A 19480-nucleotide genomic window follows, 5' to 3' on the forward strand; every position below is an offset into this window, starting at 1 on the left:
AAAATAGGAGCCACAAGGCTCCTATTTTCTATTCAATCGTCTTCAGTAATAGTTTTTTCAGCAATGGTTTAATCTTCAATCGTAAATCTTCAGCATGATTTGCAACTAAGAAGTGATGGTTATAAATGTTTTTCATCAATTGATAAGTTGCTTCTTTCGCTTCGCCTTCTTCGATGAAGATACCGATTACTTCTATACCACTTTTACGCGCGAGTTTAACAGCTTCATGCGTATCTAAAATTCCATCTTGTTGATAGTCGAGCGCAGAAGGCTCACCGTCTGTGAAGACTAGTAAGAATTTGTGTTTCTCAGGTCTTTTGGCAAGCTTTTCAGAAACGATACGAATAATATATCCGTCGCGGTTATCTTCTTCTTCACGAAGTTGCATAATTTCTGGACCAACGTTTGGTAACGTTGAGTTTTTATAATTTACAACTTCATGGATAACGTTCGGCTTATCTTCAGGTTTAGCGCTAGAGGCATCTTCCCAAAATCCGCTAATAGCGTGCGGGATTTTTAAAGATTTTAAAGCTTCATGGAATAGTACAACACTCTTCTTCGTCTCTTCCATTTTGTTATACATAGAACCAGAACAGTCAACTAACAGTTGGAATGCAACATCGAGTTCTTGTGACTCTTGTCCTTTTTTATAAAACATCCGCGGTTGTTTTTCGGTATAAATACGAAGGAATTTCTTACGAAGTCTTCCGTAATATTTATCACTATTCGCATTCGTTTTATTTTCAATCGTTTTTTCGATAATTTTCTTTAATTCTTTTACATCTTTATTGACGACTGATTTGATAGCTTGGTAATCTTTTTTCTCATCAATATTTACTTTGCGAGCTTCTTTAAATGTATGAGAAGCACCTACATTATACTTCCCATATGCACCGTCGTGCTGGCTAGAAGCGTGTGAAGCCCTTGCTTCTTCTGTATCAGCGCCATCAAAGTTGGATTGTGTACTTTTTTGAGAAGTACCTTGTACAGAACCAAGTGCCTGGTCGCCATCTTCTGATTCACGAGCAGTATCGCCCATCATGTTTGTTTTTGTTCCGCTTTCTAATTCAAAGCGTAAAAAGTTTTCGTTTTCGTTATTTTTATTTTCACGATGCCATGTGGAGAAACTTTCATCCATTTTGTTTTTATTTTCATCGTCATCTATAAGCTGCGTATCATCATTTGCTAAATCTTCGACGCGACAGTTCTTTTCGTCTGCAAGAACAGATAAGTAAAGTGGAGCATGTCCGAAATAGTTGTTAAGCATATCACTTTCAAGAAGCGCCTCTAAGCGATAGCGAATTTTCTCAACGATATACATAATATCTTCTGTATTACGTGCTTGGAATGTTTCATGTAAAATCGCTTCAATTTGCTCAAAATATTCATTATTAAACATTTCATATTTATCGCTCGTTAATGAAAGATAGCATAGGCAAAATAGACGATCACCGTGATAATTACGAACGCGGTTTATTTCATTTTGAGAGCCGAAATAATTGCGGTACATTTCTTTTCGGCGTTTAAAAATATGTTTCGTGCCAGGACGTAAGTTCTTTACGATTTCCTCAACGCGTAAATCTTCTAATAGAACAAATAATTGTGTTAAAAACTTTTTTAGGGGCGATTCTTGCAATTCAATCGCATACGAACGAATTAAAGTCATGTCCGAGTAATGTTTATTACCAAGTGCTTTTAAGAACACTTCGCTTTTTAATCCGATTACTGTATCTTCTTCTTTTCGATCATCCCAAAAGTGACTAATGACAACTTTCTTTTCAATTTCGTCGTAGTATGCTTTATAGCCGTATTCAAGATAGGCATCGTCTTCTTTTAGAAGGGCATACATTAAGTTTTCCATTTGTAGAAACAGCGACGCATCAATTTTTTTGTCACTAAAAATTTGTCTCATAAATTATCCCTCAAAGAAATAACTTTCTGCTAATTCACGGACAGTCATTTGTTCTGTTTCATCATTAAGTTTTGCAATTATGCTTCGTTCAATAGCGCGCATAACAGGAATATATACACCTAAATCACATGCGTCGATAATACCACGAATACTTGCTGCTTCTTCACTTACACGTCCATCGCGAGCTAAAGGCATAAGGTCGCTTGCAAATGCAACAAACTTTTCAATTGTTGCAACATCATTTAATTTTGATTCTGCTAATAATAGTTCTTTTAATGTGTCACCTTGAATGTAAGGAACTTCAATAATAACGAAACGGTTTTTTAATGCTTCATTTAGTTCACTTGTTCCAACGTAACCTTCGTTAATCGCAGCAATTACACGGTATTCGTCATCACCGTATACAACCTCTTGTGTAAATGGGTTTGTGATCATTTTACGGTAATCTAATGCGCCGTGAAGTAGCGGTAAAGTTTCAGGTTTTGCCATATTGATTTCGTCAATATATAGGAAGTGACCGTTCTTCATTGCTTTCATAAGAGGACCGTTAACGAATGAAACTTCAGATGCACCATCTTTCGTTTGTAGTGTGTTGTATCCTAAAATACCTTCTACATCTAAGTCGACAGAGCAGTTAATGCTATGCATTGGTTTTTGGAATAAAGAAGAAAGTGTTTCCGCTAGTACTGTTTTACCACTACCAGTCGGTCCTTTTAATAGAATGTTCTTGCCAAGAAGAAGTGCTGTAATCGCATCTTCGATAATGCTATTATCAGATGCTTTATATATTTTAGTACCGATTAAATGAGCATTTTCACCAGCTTCTTGTTTATTCTTTTCATGAATCGTAGAAAGCTGTTGTTTTAAATCAGCATGTATATGAAATTGTTCTAACATGTATTTCCCACCTAACATTATTTTCATAAAGTAATACATCTTATGATAACTTGTTTTAATATGGTATGCAAAGAAAAGGAAGGAGGATAAAGGGAAAAGAAAAAGCAATCAAGATGAAGTTGATTGCCTACAGTAAAGGAGAAATGAGCCTCATGAAAGACTCCAATATGCGTTTTTTTATACTTCTTTTTTGGAAAGAGTTCCATTTAATTTCAGTTGAGTGTTTAAAATCTTCTTCAAAATCACGTTTAATATCGTGAACTGTTTTTGATTCATAAAGTACGCTAATAATTTCGTAATTCAATTCAAAGCTACGTACATCCATGTTCGCTGTTCCAATAGTTGCAATTGTATCATCAACGAGTACAATTTTTGCATGCATAAAACCATCTTTATAACTGTAAATAGAAGCACCAGCTTTTAAAAGCGGAGTGAAATAGGATTGAGATGCTTGATCACTAATGATGCTATCACTTTTACCTGGATATAAAATCCGTACATCTATTCCGGCAATTGCACTTAAGCGTAATAATGTTAAAGTTTCTTGGTCTGGAATAAAGTAGGGTGTAGCGATCCAAATGGATTTTTTTGCAGAGCCCATAACAGCTAATAATGTATTACGAATACTTTTATCATCGGAGCTTGGTCCGCTTGCTACGATTTGAACAGCACCTTCTGCATTTGAAATCTCTTTACCTGGGAAGTATTGTCTATTCATGAATTGATCCCAGGAATAAGTATTTAAACCACTAGAGGCATAGAGCCAGTCTTCTAGAAAGATTGCTTGTAATTTATATAATGCTTTTCCTTCTATTTTTAAATGACTGTCACGCCAAACGGGAAATTTCTTTGAACGGCCAAGATATTCATCACCGACATTGAGTCCTCCGGTAAAACCAATTTCTCCATCTACAATAACGATTTTTCGATGATTACGATAATTGACAGTTTCAAGTAACCAAGCTGAAAAAATAGGGTCAAATTCTACAATTTCAATCCCAGCTTCTTTCATAGGTTGCAAAAATCGTCTTCTTAACGTGTTACTTCCAAGACCATCATAAAGGAAGCGTATAATAACACCATCTTTTGCTTTTTGTATTAAAGCATCTCGAACTTTTGTACCAATTTCATCAGATTTATAAATGTAGTATTGAATATGTATATGATGTTTTGCCTGCTCTATAGCTCGCAAAATTTCTGAAAATGTTTGATCTCCGTTTGTTAAAAGTTTTGTAGTTGTTTTATCTGCGGCAGGACCGCCTCCAAATTTTTGTATGACTTCTGTTAAATGTAGGGAACGTTCATTTAGTGGGACTGTGAGTAATAACTCTAGTCTTCTTCCTTCTAATATTTCACGGAATAATTTTCTTTGTTCTTCTGAACGATGGAGATGTTTTTTTCTTCTCCAGCGGCTGCGCCCGAAAATAGCGTATAAAAGCACACCTATAATAGGAAGAAGTGCTAATACTAAAAACCATGCCAATGTGCTTTGTGGAGATCTATTTTCTATAAAGATAACGAATGAAATTCCTACGATTGTGATGGACCATAGAGCACCGACAAATGTATATAACGAAATATACGATGTATTTAATAGGAACAGAACGATAGATACAATTGTAAATATTAATAGTAACTGAACGATAGGCTTCTTCATTTCTATATAATTCCCCTAATCTTTTTTCAATATAGACTTCCTAAATAGAAGATGTAATATGACATCTTTATTATAAGGTGTTTTGCTTTTTTTACAAAATATAGACATTTCACCTATACTTTCCGCATTTGTCCTACATACAGTGTACTATCACATTTTTATCCCACTCTTAATGCATATGAAAATGAAAAAATCGAAAAGGAGCGGAGAAACATGAATTATATAGAAAATAATGGATTGTACTATCGGAATCATCACCATGGAGGACACAATCATGGTGGGCACAATCATAACGGCGGACAGCATCACCATGGAGGACACAATCACTATGATCATCATCATCATCACGGAGGCGGCTGGGGCTGGGGTGGTAGTTCATGGGGAGGCGGATTTTTCCCTGGAAGCTTTGCAGGAGGAGTGTTAGGCGGACTGACAGCTGGTGCATTAACAGGTACAACAAGTGGAGGGTATTATCCAGCTCCATATCCAGTAACTTATCCGTCACCATACCCTGTAGCGTATCCAATGCCATACCCAGGTTATCAGCAAATACCCTATTCATATTAAACTAAAAAAGAGGCTATCCTCTTTTTTAGTTTAATATGGTATTTATTTATAAAATACTTCCAAAATTAAGGTGAAAATATGTTAATATTTTGTTATTGTAATTCAAAAACATATACATTAATGTAGGTTTTCATATTATTATTCGTGAATAGTTATTTAGTATGGTCTAATTTCTATTTCGTTATTAAAAAACAAAGAAACCAGACATGAGTGGACTTATTTGGAAATAAGGCTTGGATAGAGCCACTTAAAGGGATTGCAGTATAATAAGGCACGAGATAATTAGGGAGATGAGAAGCTACTAGTTATAATTGAAACAGTATAATATTGCTTTTTATTACAAATAATATTATGTTATTTTAATCGGTCTATTTAAAAAGATAATTTATGTAATGGGCTAGTATTAGAAAATGAAATATCTCTATTTCTATGAAGAGAAACAGGTTGTGTTTTAGTCAGATAGGAAGCAAGGAGAGATGCGCATGCTAGAACAGAGAGGTCATGCATTATATGACTCTTCATTGCGAGATTTAAAGTTAGCATTAGATGAGTCTTCAATTGTTGCAATTACAGATCGAAAAGGTCTTATTACATATGTAAATGATAAATTTTGTGAAATCTCTAAATATAAAAGAGAAGAATTAATTGGAAAAGATCACCGTATTTTAAATTCAGGACATCATCCGAAAACCTTTTTTCAAAACTTATGGAAACGTATTTTGAATGGGAAAGTATGGACAGGTGAGATTCGGAATCGAGCAAAAGATGGTACATATTATTGGGTCAAAACAACAATTGTTCCATTTTTAAATGAAAAAGGAGAGCCATACCAGTTTATCGCAATTCGAAATGATATTAGTAGTAGAAAAGAAGCGGAACATAGATTGCGGCTAAGTGAAAGTCGTTATAGGGAACTTGCCTATCATGATGCTTTAACGAGTTTGCCTAACCGTTTACAATTAATAACGACCGTTAATAAATTGATTGCAGATAAAAAAGAATTTGGTATGATTTACTTTGATTTGGACCGTTTTAAATTAGTAAATGATACGTTAGGTCATATGATAGGGGATTTACTTTTAAGCGAAGTTGCTTCACGGTTGCATTATGTACTAGGAGAGAAAGATGTTCTGGCTAGGCTAGGTGGCGACGAATTTGTGCTGTTAACAAAAAATCATAGACAAGATGATATGAGGCAGTTAGCGACATCTGTGTTGTCATGTTTCCAGGCACCATTTATGCTTGAAGGCCATGAAGTATACATTTCAGCTAGTCTAGGACTTTGTTCTTATCCACAAGACGGACAAGATGTGGAAACGTTATTGAAAAACTCTGACTTAGCTATGTATAGTGCAAAAGAACAGGGGAGAAATGCTGCATGTTTCTTTACAGATGAGCTACGCGCGAAAATAAATCGCAGAATGAAAGTTGAGTTTGCTTTGCAAAAGGCAATTCGTGATGAAGAGTTAGATGTAGCATTGCAGCCTATTATTGATTTGAAAACGAAGAGATATTCTGGTATAGAAGCTTTAGTACGATGTATGACAGAAGATGGACCTATTTCACCAAGCGAATTTATCCCCGTAGCTGAAGAGTCTGGACTTATTATAAAGCTAGGAGACTGGGTATTAGAAAAATCATGCCGATTGTTTAAAACATTGCCAAATTATCAAGAAGGACTAAAGTTATCTGTGAATTTATCTATACAACAATTAATGCAGAAACGTTTTATTTTGTCTGTACGTAGCATTTTAAAGAGAACTGGTTTTCCTCCGAACCGTTTAATATTAGAAATAACGGAAAGCATTGCAGTTCGCCATTTTGATTATATTATTGCTACATTACAAGAATTAAGAAATATGGGTGTTTTAATTGCTTTGGATGATTTCGGAACTGGCTATTCTTCCTTATATTATTTAAAACAACTACCACTGGATATTGTGAAAATTGATCGTAATTTTATTCGTGAATTTCATTATGATCACGCACAGCCAGAACGAACGATTGTAAAATCTGTTATTGAAATTGCTCATAGTTTAAATTTAGCAGTAGTTGCTGAAGGGGTAGAAACAGTAGAACAAGAGAGTTTATTACAATCAATGAGCTGTGATTATGTACAGGGATTTTATTATGCGAAACCTTTATCTGTAGGAGAGCTAAAAGAAAAGTTAATTACAGATTTTTAATAAAAAAGAGAAGCCAGCAGTGAACTGCACCCCAATTGTTAGACACAGTCTAACAATTGGAGGTGCAGTTTTTCTATGGCTAAATTTACAGCTGATGAAAAAATACAAATCGTTCTACGTTATTTGAACGGAAATGAAAGTTATCGAGAACTGGGTAGATCGCTCGGTATAAGTGACACAATCATTTTGAATTGGGTAAACCAATATAAACAGAATGGTCTGGAAGCTTTTCTAAAACGATGTACAAATTACACACAACAATTTAAACTAGACGTACTAAACTTTATGATTGAAAACGGTATGTCCTTATTTGAGACGGCAGCTATCTTTAATATTCCTGCCCCTTCAACGATTTCTGTTTGGAAAAAACAGCTCGAAACACAAGGAATTGATGCCCTTCAATCTAAGAAAAAGGGGCGTCCATCCATGAAAAAAGATTCAAATAAACAATTGAAACAACCTTTAGCTGAAGGATCAGTCGAAGCACTTGAAGCACGCATTAAACAGCTTGAGATGGAAAATGAGTACTTAAAAAAGTTAAATGCCTTAGTTCAAAACAAGGAAAAATCACAAAACAAGACAAAGCGCAAGTAGTCTATGAATTAAGGCATAAATATTCGGTCAAGGCACTCGTGGAGCTAGCTACTATTCCTCGAAGCACGTATTATGATTTAGTAAAGAAAATGAATCGTCCAGATGTAGATGCCGATTTGAAAGCTGAGATTAAAGCGATTTATGAGGAAAATGAAGGTCGTTATGGTTACCGTCGCATTCGTGATGAATTAACGAATCGTGGCCAGAAAGTGAACCACAAGAAGGTTCAGCGCATTATGAAAGAGCTTGGGTTAAAGTGTGTTGTGCGTATGAAGAAATATAAATCCTATAAAGGAAAAGTCGGTAGAATTGCACCTAATATTTTAGAGCGTAATTTTCATACAGATGCACCGAATCAAAAGTGGATAACAGACATCACAGAGTTTAAATTGTTTGGAGAAAAACTGTATGTATCACCTGTATTAGATTTGTATAATGGTGAAATTATTACCTATACAATTGGTTCTAGACCGACGTATTCGCTTGTTTCAGACATGTTAGAGAAAGCATTGGAACGTTTACCCGAAACCCACCAGCTACTGATGCATTCGGATCAAGGATGGCATTATCAAATGAGACAGTACGTCCGGACACTTGAATCAAGAGCTATCGTCCAGAGTATGTCTCGAAAAGGAAACTGTTACGACAACGCAGTAATAGAAAATTTCTTTGGGATTATGAAGTCGGAGTTCCTCTACATAAAAGAATTTGAAAATGTAGAGCACTTTAAAATAGAATTAGAAAAATATATAGATTATTATAATACGAAACGGATTAAGGCAAAATTAAAAATGAGCCCGGTACAATACCGGACTCACTTTTATCAAGCTGCCTAATGAAATAACCGTGTCTAACTTTTAGGGGTCACTTCACAGCTTCTCTTTCTTTAATTCGTTTTTTGTGAGTCTTTCATTAGTACGGGATAAAGAATAAGACCTAATACGAACAATCCAATTCCTAAGAAGAACGTTTTTAAATCAGCAGTTCCCGTTTTGATAACCCAAATTGAGTATACAAATGCCAATGTAGTAATGATCCCGTCCTTTATTCGAGAACCAGGCATTATATCATACGTTTCTCCTGTAATAACCAGTTTGAATTGGTACAGAGTAGAAACAAGGTATGGAATTAAATAGGCTAATGTTGCTACGACGATAGCGAAACTATACGCTTCTGAAACAGTACCAGAAATCGTTGAAAATAAGAAGATTTGCGTCATTACATTTGTAATCAATAATGATTTTGAAGGACTACCTTTTTTATTTGTTTTCCCGAAAAACTTAGGGAAAAGTCCATTCTTTGCTGCCTGGTAAGGTACTTCTGAACTAACAACAATCCAGCCAACTGTAGATCCAAATAAAGATATAAGAGCGAGTAAAGCCATTATATATGCACCTTTATTTCCAATTGCTAAATTTAATGCGTCTACTAATGGTTTTTGAGACTCTTTTAAAGCATCTTGCGGAAGAGCTCCCATTGTAAGTAAAGTAATTGACATGTAAATAAGAAGAGCGATAATTAATCCGAAAATCGTAGCTTTTTTTACATCGCGCTGTGATTTTGCACGATTAGAAAGCATAACTGCTGATTCAATACCGATAAATGCCCAGAGGGTTGCAATAGCAGCTGAATTGATTTGTCCACCTAACGAGATGGATTGTCCAGCTTCATTCATAAAGGTTTGACCGTCTCCGAAATTAGAGGCATTGAAAATGAATAATGTAATTACAATAAACATTGTAAATCCGATAATTTTTGCAATGGTAGCAAGTAGATTCATATTTCCAGCTCGATCAATATTTTGAGAAAGAATATATTGAATTCCCCACAGCATAAGGCTACATATGAGGAAAGTTAACCCTTTTCCGAGTTCTAGTGAAAATCCGTTTATTGAAAAAAGAATTTGCTTACTTTGTAAAACTGGAAAGAACGTTGATAAATATCCAGCAAAGGAAATAATAACAGATGCTGTTGCAGCCCAGTTAGCAGCCCAATATCCCCATGCCATACTATATCCTGCAACTTTACCAGCTTTTTTTGAAGGAAACATCGCTTGAGCATAGCTTTGTGGTCCAGCTTTTAATTCTGGTTTCCGAATCGCTAAATTTCCAAATACAAGTGCAATCATAAATACGCCAAGGCCTGTAATACTCCATGCGAGTGTAGAACCCATTGGACCTGATACTTGTGCTAAATTTGCTGGAAGCATAAATACGCCGCCGCCAACCATATTCCCGATAACAAATGCTGTTAAAACCCATAATCCCCATTTTTTCGTTTCCATTTTTGTTAACTCCTTTGTAGTAAGTTTTGCTTAAACATCATTTTTTACTAGCCTTTTTGACAATAAAAAAAGAGCCATGTAGATAAAAAATACCTACATGGCTCTTCGCCTGACGTAGGTACAACGGGAATAACCCTTGTACCTACGCGTAATTTTCCGCTAGGTTTCAAGGGTTAAGTATGATGATGATGTTTTTGTGCAAATGTAACTACAATTGTTGTATAAGTAAGCATAGTTCTTTGCTCCCTCTCTCCTCTGATTTTGAAGTTAGTATACTACATGTTTTTTTGAATGAAAAGAAAAATATAAAAATTTTTATAAAAATCCGTTTTAGAGATTAAAAATTCACCTGTATTTTTCCTATACTGGAAAATAAGTGAGAGATTGGCAGAAGAGTGTAGCATGGTATAATACATATAGAATTAGAAGGTGACAAGGGGCTAGTGTAGATGATGAGTAAGTATGAACAAATTTATACAGAAATCAGTAAGTCTATTGATAATAAGCAATTAAAAGAAGGATGCAAAATCCCATCAGAAACAGAATTAATGAAGCAGTATGAGGCAAGCCGAGGTACGGTAAGAAAAGCAGTAGATTTACTGCAAGAGCGTGGATATGTGCAAAAAATTCATGGAAAAGGTGTTTTTGTTTTAAAGCGAAAAAACATTGAGTTTAATTTCGGTGGTATTGTAAGCTTTCAAGAAGAAAATGAACGTTTAGGGCGTCATTGTATTACAGATGTCGTAGAAATGGAGAAAATCGAAGCGACGAAAGACGTAGCAAAGTTATTAAACGTGAAAGAAAAAACAGAAATTGACCATATTAAACGTGTACGAAATATTGATGGAGAAAAAGTAATTTTAGATATAAATCATTTTGTATCTGAGTTTATTCCAGGGTTAACGAAAGAAATTGCAACGGCGTCAATTTATAAATACATCGAGAAAGAATTAGGGCTACATATTAGCTATTCACAGAGGGTAATCGAAGTACAGCCATGTACAGAGGATGATCGAAAGTATTTAGATTTAAATGGAACGGACTATGTTGTCGTTGTGAAAAACTTTACACATTTGTATGATGGAAGTCAATTTGAATATACAGAATCACGCCACCGTTTAGATATTTTTCACTTTTCGGATGTGGCACGTAGGAAGTAAAGGGGTGGAACAAAATATTGTTTCATCTCTTTTTTTATAAAAAAAAACACGAACTCGTATATACGAGTGTTGACTAACTTATATATACGAGTTAATATGTAATTGTAAACGGTATCAAAAAAAGAAAAGAGGGACGGGAATATGGGGAAAGACTATCGTAAAACAGCAGAGGAAGTGTTGCAGTATATTGGTGGGAAAGACAATATTGAACAAGCAGCACATTGTGTGACGAGGCTCCGTATCGCTTTAAAAGATGAAAGTAAAATAGATAATGATAAATTGCAGTCTGTTTCATTAGTGAAAGGAGCGTTTCATAACGCTGGGATATTTCAAATTGTAATTGGTCCAGGGGATGTAGATCGTGTTTACGCTGAATTGATAACGCTTGCAGGTATGGAAGAATCGACTGTAGCTGACGTAAAAGATTCTGGAAATCAGAAGTTAAATCCAGCTCAAAAGTTTGTGAAAATATTTTCGGATGTATTTATGCCTATATTACCAGCGATCGTAACAGCTGGTTTACTAATGGGTATTAACAATCTATTAGGCGCAAAGGACTTATTTTTTGATGGGAAAAATTTATTAGATGTTTATCCGAACTTAGGTGGGCTTTGGGATTTAATTAATATGATGGCCAATACAGCATTCGTATTCTTACCGGCACTTGTAGGGTGGTCAGCAACGAAGCGTTTTGGTGGTAGTCCAATACTAGGGATTGTTATGGGATTAATGCTTGTGCATCCGGCCTTATTAAACGCTTGGGACTATGGAAAAGCAGCGACTGGTTTAGAGGGTCAAAAGATTGAGTACTTCAATATTTTAGGACTGTTCCAAATTGAGAAGGTAGGATATCAAGGACAAATTTTACCTGTTTTAGTAGCTGCATTTGTGTTAAGTAAAGTAGAAATCTTTTTAAAGAAACATGTACCAAATGCAATTCAATTATTAGTTGTACCAATTACAACAATCGTTGTGACAGGTGTGTTAGCATTAGGAATTATCGGTCCGGTTACACGTCATATCGGAGATTTATTAACAGTAGGATTAGTAGGTGTATATGAAACAGTACCAGTAGTTGGAGCAGTATTATTTGGAGCATTATATGCACCGCTCGTAATTACCGGTATGCATCATATGTTTATTGCAATTGATTTACAATTAATTGCACAACATGGTGGTACATTTATTTGGCCGATGATCGCTCTTTCTAACATTGCGCAAGGTAGTGCGGCACTTGCGATGTTCTGGATTTCTAAAAATCAAAATGATAAAAGTATGGCATCGACATCAGCCATTTCAGCATACTTCGGTATTACAGAACCAGCGATGTTTGGTGTGAATTTACGAAATAAGTTCCCGTTTTATGCAGCGATTATAGGGTCTGCTGTGGCAGCGATATTCATTACATTAAATGGTGTATTAGCACCTGCTATCGGAATTGGCGGATTGCCAGCATTTATTTCTATCATTCCGAAATCGATTCCAATTTTTATTGTAGGAATGATTATTGCAGTTGTAATCCCATTTACTTTAACATGGTTATTTGCAAAAAGAGTCAAACAGAAGTAGGAGGAAGTTAAACATGAAGGATTGGCATAAAAGTGTAGTCTATCAAATTTATCCGAAGAGCTTTAATAGTTATTACAATAGAGAAACCGGTGATATAAAAGGGGTTACAGAGAAACTAGATTATTTAAAAGAACTCGGAGTGGATTATATATGGTTAACACCGATATACCAATCACCACAAAATGATAATGGATATGATGTAAGTGATTACTACAGCATTGATCCATCTTACGGAACGATGGAAGAGTTTGAAGAACTTTTAGCAAAAGCGAAAGTACGTAACATTGAGATTATGCTTGATATTGTTGTAAATCATAGTTCGACTGAACATAAGTGGTTTAAAGAAGCGAAGGAAGATAAAAATAGTCCATATCGTAATTACTATATTTGGCGTGATGAAAAAAATAATTGGCAGTCTAAGTTTGGTGGATCTGCTTGGAAATATGATGAGAAGACGGAGCAATATTATTTACATTTATTTGATGAAACACAAGCTGATTTAAATTGGGAAAATGAAAAACTTCGTGAAGAAGTATATGATATGATGCGTTTTTGGCTGGATAAAGGAGTAACAGGATTCCGATTAGATGTCATTAACTTAATTTCAAAAGACCAATGCTTCTTAAACGATGAAGGTAGTACTGCGACAAGTGATGGGCGCAAGTATTATACAGATGGTCCGCGTGTTCATGAATATTTACAAGAGATGAACCGAAATGTTTTTGAAGGAAAAGATGTAATTACAGTTGGAGAAATGTCATCTACGACAATTGATAATTGTATTAAATATTCTAACCCTGAGCGCAATGAACTAAGCATGACGTTTAGTTTCCATCATTTAAAAGTAGATTATCCGAATGGTGATAAGTGGACGAAAGCAGAGTTTGATTTTATTAAATTAAAAGAGATTATGTCTAACTGGCAAATTGAAATGCAAAAGGGCGAAGGATGGAATGCTTTATTTTGGTGTAATCATGACCAGCCTCGCATCGTGTCACGCTTTGGTGATGATGGAAAGTACCGAAACGAATCTGCAAAAATGTTAGCGACAGCCATGCACATGCTGCAAGGAACGCCTTATATTTATCAAGGGGAAGAAATCGGTATGACGAATCCTAAATTTGAGTCCATCGAGCAATATCGTGATGTGGAATCGTTAAATATATACGATATAAAGCTAAAAGAAGGGCTATCAAAAGAAGAGATTATAGGGATTTTAAAGCAGAAATCTCGTGACAACTCTCGCACTCCAATGCAGTGGAATGAAGAGATGAACAGTGGTTTTACAACAAGTACACCTTGGATTTCGGTCGCTGAAAACTTTAAAGAAATAAACGTAGAGAAGGCATTAGAAGATAATGAGTCTGTATTTTATCATTATCAAAAACTAATTGAACTAAGAAAAACATATGATGTTATTACAGAAGGAGAGTATGCTATTTTAGATGAAAATCATCCTAAGATTTGGGCATATACACGTACTGTAGAGAATGAAGTACTACTTGTTATAAATAACTTTTATGGAGAAGACATCACATATTCCGTACCAGTTCATGTTCAAGTAGATGGTATGAAACAAGAAGTAGTAGTATCAAATTATAAAGATTCAAGTGTGGACATTAATAATTTAAATTTAAGACCATATGAATCAATTGTATATCGATATACGAAATAAAAGGTTGTATGCCGAGGAGGCATACAACCTTTTATTTTAAGACACCACTATACAAAATATTTACTTCTACTTCAGGCTTAAATTTTACTTTTGCATAATCTTTATTCCAATTTTTTTTCTTCCATAAATCAGGATGATAAGCGATAAGGTGTCTGCCGATACCGAAAGCATCACAGTTTGCTTTTTGTAGCTTTTTTGTTATCTTTTTAGCTTCTTTCGTAAGTTGTTTAGACAATTCTTTATTTAGTTTTTTTCTTTCATCCATTTTGTAAAGATTATCTCTCGGAGCTTCAAGCGCTATAACTTTTAGTTGGAGCTTAATGTGAGCATAAACATTTCCTTTTTTATCTGTTGTTATTTTTAAGTCTCGTTTTAACTTTCGATTACTTACTTCAATTGTAAGATAGTCAGATGTACTAGATGAATCGTTATTTGTAAGTTTTTGGGTTATGCGAGCGCTTTTCCCCATTTTATCAGTTAGTAATACGAAGAGTACCGATTGGCGTAAAGGTAAAAGTCCAGTTAATTTATCTTTGTTAAATAGAGCTATCCCATTGGTTACAACTTCTTTTCCTTTTAGCTTTATAGATGGGAGGGTGAAATCTTTTCCGGGATCTAACATTTTTGTAGCGGCCGTTTCTAAAGTTTCATCTGGAAATATACTCATGTCTTCTAAGCTCTGTACTTTTTTCTTTAAAAAGTCTCCAATTAATAAATTTCCTACCTTCTTTTGGGCAAGTATTTTATCCGTTTCCCCATCTACTGATATAAGTTTTACTAATGCGGTTGGATTTGTTGGATCTCTAAATCCAACGTCTAAATAAGGGAGTATGCCTTTCTTTTGGATTTTTGTTCCTAATAGTTCTACTCCATATTTGAAATAACGAATATTACCAGTAACGTTTTTTCTTAAAGAATCACTTGTATCACGTATGTTATAGCCAGTTGCTGAATGTACTTCATTTTTAAATGAAGATTGATCCCCACTCGAACTCTTTACGAGTTCAATGGTTTGCTGCAGTTTATTTTCTTCTGTAATATCAAAGCCAATACTATAAGCTAATCTCGCATCTCTTAAAGGTTCTTGATCCCAACAACCAGAAAGAAGTGAGCTAGCGCACAATATGCTACATAATTTAATTGTTTTTTTGTGCATATGGAGCTCCTTTCTTATTTCTGAATAAGGAATAGAGAAGAAATAAAAAAGGTAGAATTACTATAAAAATATAGGTGAATTTATCAGTAAATGTAGCAAGTACTTTAAGCTCCTCAGGTGTATCTATAAATAAGGCTACACTAAAAGCAATAATACCAACGATTGGAACAGCTTTTTTATGATTAGCAAGATTGAATATATGTCCAATTCCTATTGAAGCAGCACAGTAATAACTAGCGATGGAGGCTACAACAGTTATCATCCAAATTGGAATGAAAATTAGGTCTGTTCGGTCTATAATCCCAATATGGAGAGAGCGTAATAAGTAAGCAACTGGTTCTGGAATAAGCTCAACTTGTTTTGGACTAAATACAATAAAGCAAATCCAAACGGTAAAAGTGTAAAAAAGAGTTACAAATCCATTAGCGATAGAAATGGCCTTTAGCCGTGCAACAGGATTCCCATTTACTTTTGGAAAAGCGATCAGAATAATTTCAAAACCATACATAGCTGTAATGGTTTCCTTTGAAGCTTGAATAATATTCCACCATCCGGCTTCTGTAATTGGAAAAATATAAGAAAAATCAGCTCGTGAAAAACCTAGTGCAATTAAAAGAGCCATGGGCAAAATGAGAATAGAAGCCATGACATAAAATCTTACAATTACTTTAAATGTATTATAGGCTACATAGCAGCAAGCTATTGTAAATAGTATGAGAATTGCAGACCAAGGGGTTGCTTGCAAAACCCATACTTTAATGACATTACAAGCATTTAACATAACGGTCATACCGATAAGTGTAAAATAAAGAACATATGAAAATCCTAATAGTTTTCCGAATTTATTCCCAAACATTATAGAAGAAATTTCATACATAGTTGCATCAGGAAATCTTCTTAACAAAAACCACATAAGTAAAATAATAAGTTGAATTGCAAGACCAGCGATGAGAGCAGAAATCCATCCGCCACCTTTCGCTATTGGGTGAAGACGGTTTGGTAAAGAAAGTATACCAACTCCGATTTGGCACTGAATAACGAAAAAGGTAAATTGAACAAGTGAAATTTTACTTTGCGTGTTTGTCACCATTCTCATCCTCTCTCGTTACATGCTGTCGTTGCATTTTTTTCGGCTTTGGATCATGAGGCCGTTCCCAAAACGACCAAATTGGAAGTCTTACAAAAGAATCTTTCATATCTTTGATCCGCATCGGGGCAACAGGAGACAGATATGGTGTATGAAATGAGTGTAGCTGACATAAATGAACGAAAGTTATAATTAGACCAAATGATATTCCGACATATCCGAATATAGCAGCAAGGAGCATTAACGGAAAACGAAGAATACGAACTGCTGAACTCATATCGTTTGATGGAACGAGAAAAGATGCAATTGCAGTTAAAGCTACAACGATAATCATCGTATAAGAAACGAGTCCAGCTTTTACAATCGCATCACCAATTACTAAACCGCCTACAATACCGATTGTTTGTCCAACTCGGCTTGGCAAGCGAATACCAGCTTCCCGTAATAATTCGAAAATCAATTCCATTAAGAGAGCCTCAAAAATGGGAGGGAGAGGTACTTTTTCTAATGAAGCTTTAATTGTATAAACGAGCTCGAGTGGCAACACATCAGGATGAAAAGCGACGGTTGCGATATATATAGCTGGTAAGAGAAAGGCAATCAAGAAGCTCACTAGGCGAATCATTCGGACGAAAGAACCAACAATCCAGCGATTATTATAGTCATCTGGTGATTGATAGAAAGCGAATAACGTAACAGGAACGATAAGAGCTGTTGGATCTCCATCGGATAAAATAGCAACTCGGCCTTCCATTAAATTAGCGACAGTTCTATCTGGCCGCTCTGTATTTAATTGTTGTGGAAATGGCGAGAAAGAATTATCTTCTATAAATTCTTGTATATAACCTGGTGCCATAAGGGAATCGGTTTTAATAGTTTCTAGCCTTCTTTTTACTTCGGTAACGAGATCATCATTAGCTATATTTTGAATATAAGCAATAGCTACTTTCGTGTGCATTTCTTCACCGAGTGTAAAATATTTAACAACTACATTTGGACTCTTAATGAGTTTACGAATAGAAGCTAAATTCGTTGCTAAATCTTCTACAAAACCAGTATGCGGTCCACGTACAATACCTTCATTATCAGGCTCTGTTATATCTCTTTTTAAAGATAGAGCTGTTTCAAAAATACAAAAGCTTTCGACTTGCTCATGGAAATATAATGATTTACCTTGTAATAAAAGCTGCACACCATAATTTAAATTCGTTTCTTTTGTCATATTCAATGTAGAAAAAGCTTTATCTAAAGCTAAGTCTGACCGTGTCAATAAAGGCTCAAGGGCTAACTGATGAATTAGATTTGGATCTGCTAAAGATTCGATATATAAGATTGTTCCTTTTCCGTTTTGAAAAGGGAGATCTAATTTTTTTATATCATCAGAATGAGAAAGTTTATTTTCAATGTAATTAATGTTCTCCGGAAGTGATGGAAACATATGCTTTTGTTTTTTACTCTCTTGTTGTTCTTGTTTCTCTGTCATAATTTCCACCTCTTTTAAAGTGCAATTGTTTCTGTTAATTTTTGTCGTTTGTGAGAAATTTATGCTTGAATTATTTTTAAAAAAAGAGGATTGAAAGTTACGTTACATTGTCTTTTGTGCACTATTCAATTTCATAGCAGTACTTCTCACATTTGTGTCGAATTAAGAAGATATATAGGAGGGATACATATGGAAATAGCTGTAGAACGTGTTTTTACAAAGGAAATTTTAGCAAGAGCGGCAAGAGAATTTCATGTAACAGTGGAAGAAAAGCCACTTGGAGATTTTGAAAATTATATTTTTAAGGCGAAGGGTGATAATGATGAAGATTACGTATTACGTTTAACGCATTCTTCTCATCGCTCTAAACAAGAGGTAGAGGCGGAACTAGATTTTTTACGATATGTTGCGGAGAATGGGGCAAAGGTAGCAGGACCTCTTTATTCAACGTCTCAGAATCTTGTAGAAGAAATTGTAGCAGAGGATGGAACGTTCTTTTTCGCGTCTTTATTTACATATGCAAAAGGCGAGCAAGTAAAAGGAGAGGAATCGCCTTATTGGGGAAATACTTACTTTGAAGCGTGGGGAAAAGCGATTGGACAACTGCATCGCCTTACAATGGATTATCCTAAAACAGATTACCGTGATACGTGGGAAGAGGACGAGAGTAGCATTGTTAATGAATTAGAAGATGAGAAAGTGAAAGAGATTGCTGCTGTATTAATGGAGGAAATAAAGACTCTTCCAATTGGCAGAGAAACGTTCGGTCTTATGCATGGCGATATTCATCCAGGTAATTTCCATTATGATGGAAAAGAGCTAACAATCTTTGATTTTGATGATGCTGCCTATAATTACTTCATTCATGATTTGGCAATGGTTCTTTATTACTCGGTCCTTTTTGCACCGTGGACAGTGGAGGAGAAGACGACATTCGCTCGTAAACAGTTACAAGTGTTAAGAAAAGGATACGAATATGAGCACAGGCTGGCGGATAGTTGGTATGAATCGTTACCACTATTTTTACGCTTACGTGATATAGGTTTATATGGAACGCTTCAAAAGAAGTTTAAAGGGAAAGATATGCCTGATAATTTCTTGAAATTATCGGAAGAGCTATACGGAAGAATTATCAAAAAAGAAGCAATTGTGAATATATAATACATTTAGTTCAAAACAAAGTATATAAAACAAATATATACTTTGTTTTTTTATACAAAAATATGTTTACTTTATTAAAATAATATTGTCCT

Annotated in this window: 14 protein-coding genes; 7 read left to right on the forward strand and 7 right to left on the reverse strand. The window is 35.0% G+C overall.

Annotated elements, in window-relative coordinates; translation table 11 throughout:
* Positions 1-28: 28 nt before the first annotated feature.
* From AC241_RS03240 to AC241_RS03250, 3 genes are all read right to left on the reverse strand, one after another.
* The gene (locus tag AC241_RS03240; protein ID WP_050842549.1) at positions 29-1912 is read right to left on the reverse strand and encodes a vWA domain-containing protein; all 1884 of its coding nucleotides are present in this window, start codon (positions 1910-1912) and stop codon (positions 29-31) included.
* Between the two features lie 3 nt (positions 1913-1915).
* A complete protein-coding gene (locus AC241_RS03245) occupies positions 1916-2809 on the reverse strand; it encodes an ATP-binding protein (protein ID WP_000892973.1) in 894 nt (297 codons plus the stop codon).
* A gap of 127 nt (positions 2810-2936) precedes the next feature.
* Positions 2937-4466 (reverse strand): cardiolipin synthase, encoded by a 1530-nt coding sequence (locus tag AC241_RS03250; protein ID WP_050842550.1) that lies wholly within the window; start codon positions 4464-4466, stop codon positions 2937-2939.
* A 213-nt stretch (positions 4467-4679) separates the two neighbouring features.
* On the opposite strand from AC241_RS03250, the gene AC241_RS03255 reads away from it, so the two are divergent.
* From AC241_RS03255 to AC241_RS32490, 3 genes are all read left to right on the forward strand, one after another.
* Positions 4680-5033, forward strand: a complete 354-nt coding sequence (locus tag AC241_RS03255) for a hypothetical protein (RefSeq protein WP_043936510.1) — start codon at positions 4680-4682, stop codon at positions 5031-5033.
* Positions 5034-5515: 482 nt separating this feature from the next.
* A complete protein-coding gene (locus AC241_RS03260; RefSeq protein ID WP_029441552.1) occupies positions 5516-7219 on the forward strand; it encodes a putative bifunctional diguanylate cyclase/phosphodiesterase in 1704 nt (567 codons plus the stop codon).
* A 75-nt stretch (positions 7220-7294) separates the two neighbouring features.
* Positions 7295-8649 (forward strand): IS3 family transposase gene (locus tag AC241_RS32490; RefSeq protein ID WP_155417044.1). Its coding sequence is split into 2 segments (ribosomal slippage): positions 7295-7748 and positions 7748-8649, totalling 1356 coding nucleotides; the frame shifts between segments, so codons are not numbered across the junction.
* Between the two features lie 50 nt (positions 8650-8699).
* Here AC241_RS32490 and AC241_RS03275 read toward each other — a convergent pair.
* The gene (locus AC241_RS03275; protein ID WP_043936509.1) at positions 8700-10097 is read right to left on the reverse strand and encodes an amino acid permease; all 1398 of its coding nucleotides are present in this window, start codon (positions 10095-10097) and stop codon (positions 8700-8702) included.
* Positions 10098-10546: 449 nt separating this feature from the next.
* On the opposite strand from AC241_RS03275, the gene treR reads away from it, so the two are divergent.
* From treR to treC, 3 genes are all read left to right on the forward strand, one after another.
* Complete coding sequence (gene treR / locus AC241_RS03280) at positions 10547-11257, forward strand: trehalose operon repressor (RefSeq protein ID WP_016083550.1); 711 nt, start codon at positions 10547-10549, stop codon at positions 11255-11257.
* Between the two features lie 141 nt (positions 11258-11398).
* The gene (gene treP, locus AC241_RS03285) at positions 11399-12826 is read left to right on the forward strand and encodes a PTS system trehalose-specific EIIBC component (protein ID WP_016083549.1); all 1428 of its coding nucleotides are present in this window, start codon (positions 11399-11401) and stop codon (positions 12824-12826) included.
* A 13-nt stretch (positions 12827-12839) separates the two neighbouring features.
* Positions 12840-14501 carry an alpha,alpha-phosphotrehalase gene (gene treC / locus AC241_RS03290; protein ID WP_029441554.1) on the forward strand — a complete coding sequence of 554 codons (1662 nt, stop codon included), beginning with the start codon at positions 12840-12842 and terminating at the stop codon, positions 14499-14501.
* 31 nt (positions 14502-14532) lie between these two features.
* Here treC and AC241_RS03295 read toward each other — a convergent pair whose 3' ends face one another.
* Genes AC241_RS03295 through gerKA form a run of 3 tightly spaced genes read right to left on the reverse strand, consistent with a single transcriptional unit; the run spans position 14533 to position 18227 of the window.
* Positions 14533-15657 carry a Ger(x)C family spore germination protein gene (locus AC241_RS03295; RefSeq protein ID WP_029441555.1) on the reverse strand — a complete coding sequence of 375 codons (1125 nt, stop codon included), beginning with the start codon at positions 15655-15657 and terminating at the stop codon, positions 14533-14535.
* Positions 15638-16744 carry a GerAB/ArcD/ProY family transporter gene (locus tag AC241_RS03300; protein WP_029441556.1) on the reverse strand — a complete coding sequence of 369 codons (1107 nt, stop codon included), beginning with the start codon at positions 16742-16744 and terminating at the stop codon, positions 15638-15640. The genes AC241_RS03295 and AC241_RS03300 overlap by 20 nt, the downstream gene beginning before the upstream one ends.
* Positions 16725-18227: a spore germination protein GerKA gene (gene gerKA / locus AC241_RS03305; protein WP_050842554.1), complete on the reverse strand. Its 1503-nt coding sequence runs from the start codon at positions 18225-18227 to the stop codon at positions 16725-16727. Before gerKA ends, AC241_RS03300 begins: the two co-directional genes overlap by 20 nt.
* A gap of 189 nt (positions 18228-18416) precedes the next feature.
* Between gerKA and AC241_RS03310 the strand changes: the two genes are divergently transcribed.
* Positions 18417-19388, forward strand: coding sequence for a phosphotransferase enzyme family protein (locus tag AC241_RS03310; RefSeq protein WP_016083544.1), 972 nt, complete (start codon positions 18417-18419; stop codon positions 19386-19388).
* The last annotated feature ends 92 nt before the right edge of the window (positions 19389-19480 follow it).

The sequence above is a fragment of the Bacillus thuringiensis genome, from assembly GCF_001182785.1.
Lineage (GTDB): Bacteria > Bacillota > Bacilli > Bacillales > Bacillaceae_G > Bacillus_A > Bacillus_A thuringiensis_S.

Coding starts and splice junctions, on each gene's coding strand:
- AC241_RS03240 (WP_050842549.1), bottom strand. CDS start 1,912: ATGAGACAAATTTTTAGTGACAAAAAAATTGATGCGTCGCTGTTTCTA.
- AC241_RS03245 (WP_000892973.1), bottom strand. CDS start 2,809: ATGTTAGAACAATTTCATATACATGCTGATTTAAAACAACAGCTTTCT.
- AC241_RS03250 (WP_050842550.1), bottom strand. CDS start 4,466: ATGAAGAAGCCTATCGTTCAGTTACTATTAATATTTACAATTGTATCT.
- AC241_RS03255 (WP_043936510.1), top strand. CDS start 4,680: ATGAATTATATAGAAAATAATGGATTGTACTATCGGAATCATCACCAT.
- AC241_RS03260 (WP_029441552.1), top strand. CDS start 5,516: ATGCTAGAACAGAGAGGTCATGCATTATATGACTCTTCATTGCGAGAT.
- AC241_RS03275 (WP_043936509.1), bottom strand. CDS start 10,097: ATGGAAACGAAAAAATGGGGATTATGGGTTTTAACAGCATTTGTTATC.
- treR (WP_016083550.1), top strand. CDS start 10,547: ATGATGAGTAAGTATGAACAAATTTATACAGAAATCAGTAAGTCTATT.
- treP (WP_016083549.1), top strand. CDS start 11,399: ATGGGGAAAGACTATCGTAAAACAGCAGAGGAAGTGTTGCAGTATATT.
- treC (WP_029441554.1), top strand. CDS start 12,840: ATGAAGGATTGGCATAAAAGTGTAGTCTATCAAATTTATCCGAAGAGC.
- AC241_RS03295 (WP_029441555.1), bottom strand. CDS start 15,657: ATGCACAAAAAAACAATTAAATTATGTAGCATATTGTGCGCTAGCTCA.
- gerKA (WP_050842554.1), bottom strand. CDS start 18,227: ATGACAGAGAAACAAGAACAACAAGAGAGTAAAAAACAAAAGCATATG.
- AC241_RS03310 (WP_016083544.1), top strand. CDS start 18,417: ATGGAAATAGCTGTAGAACGTGTTTTTACAAAGGAAATTTTAGCAAGA.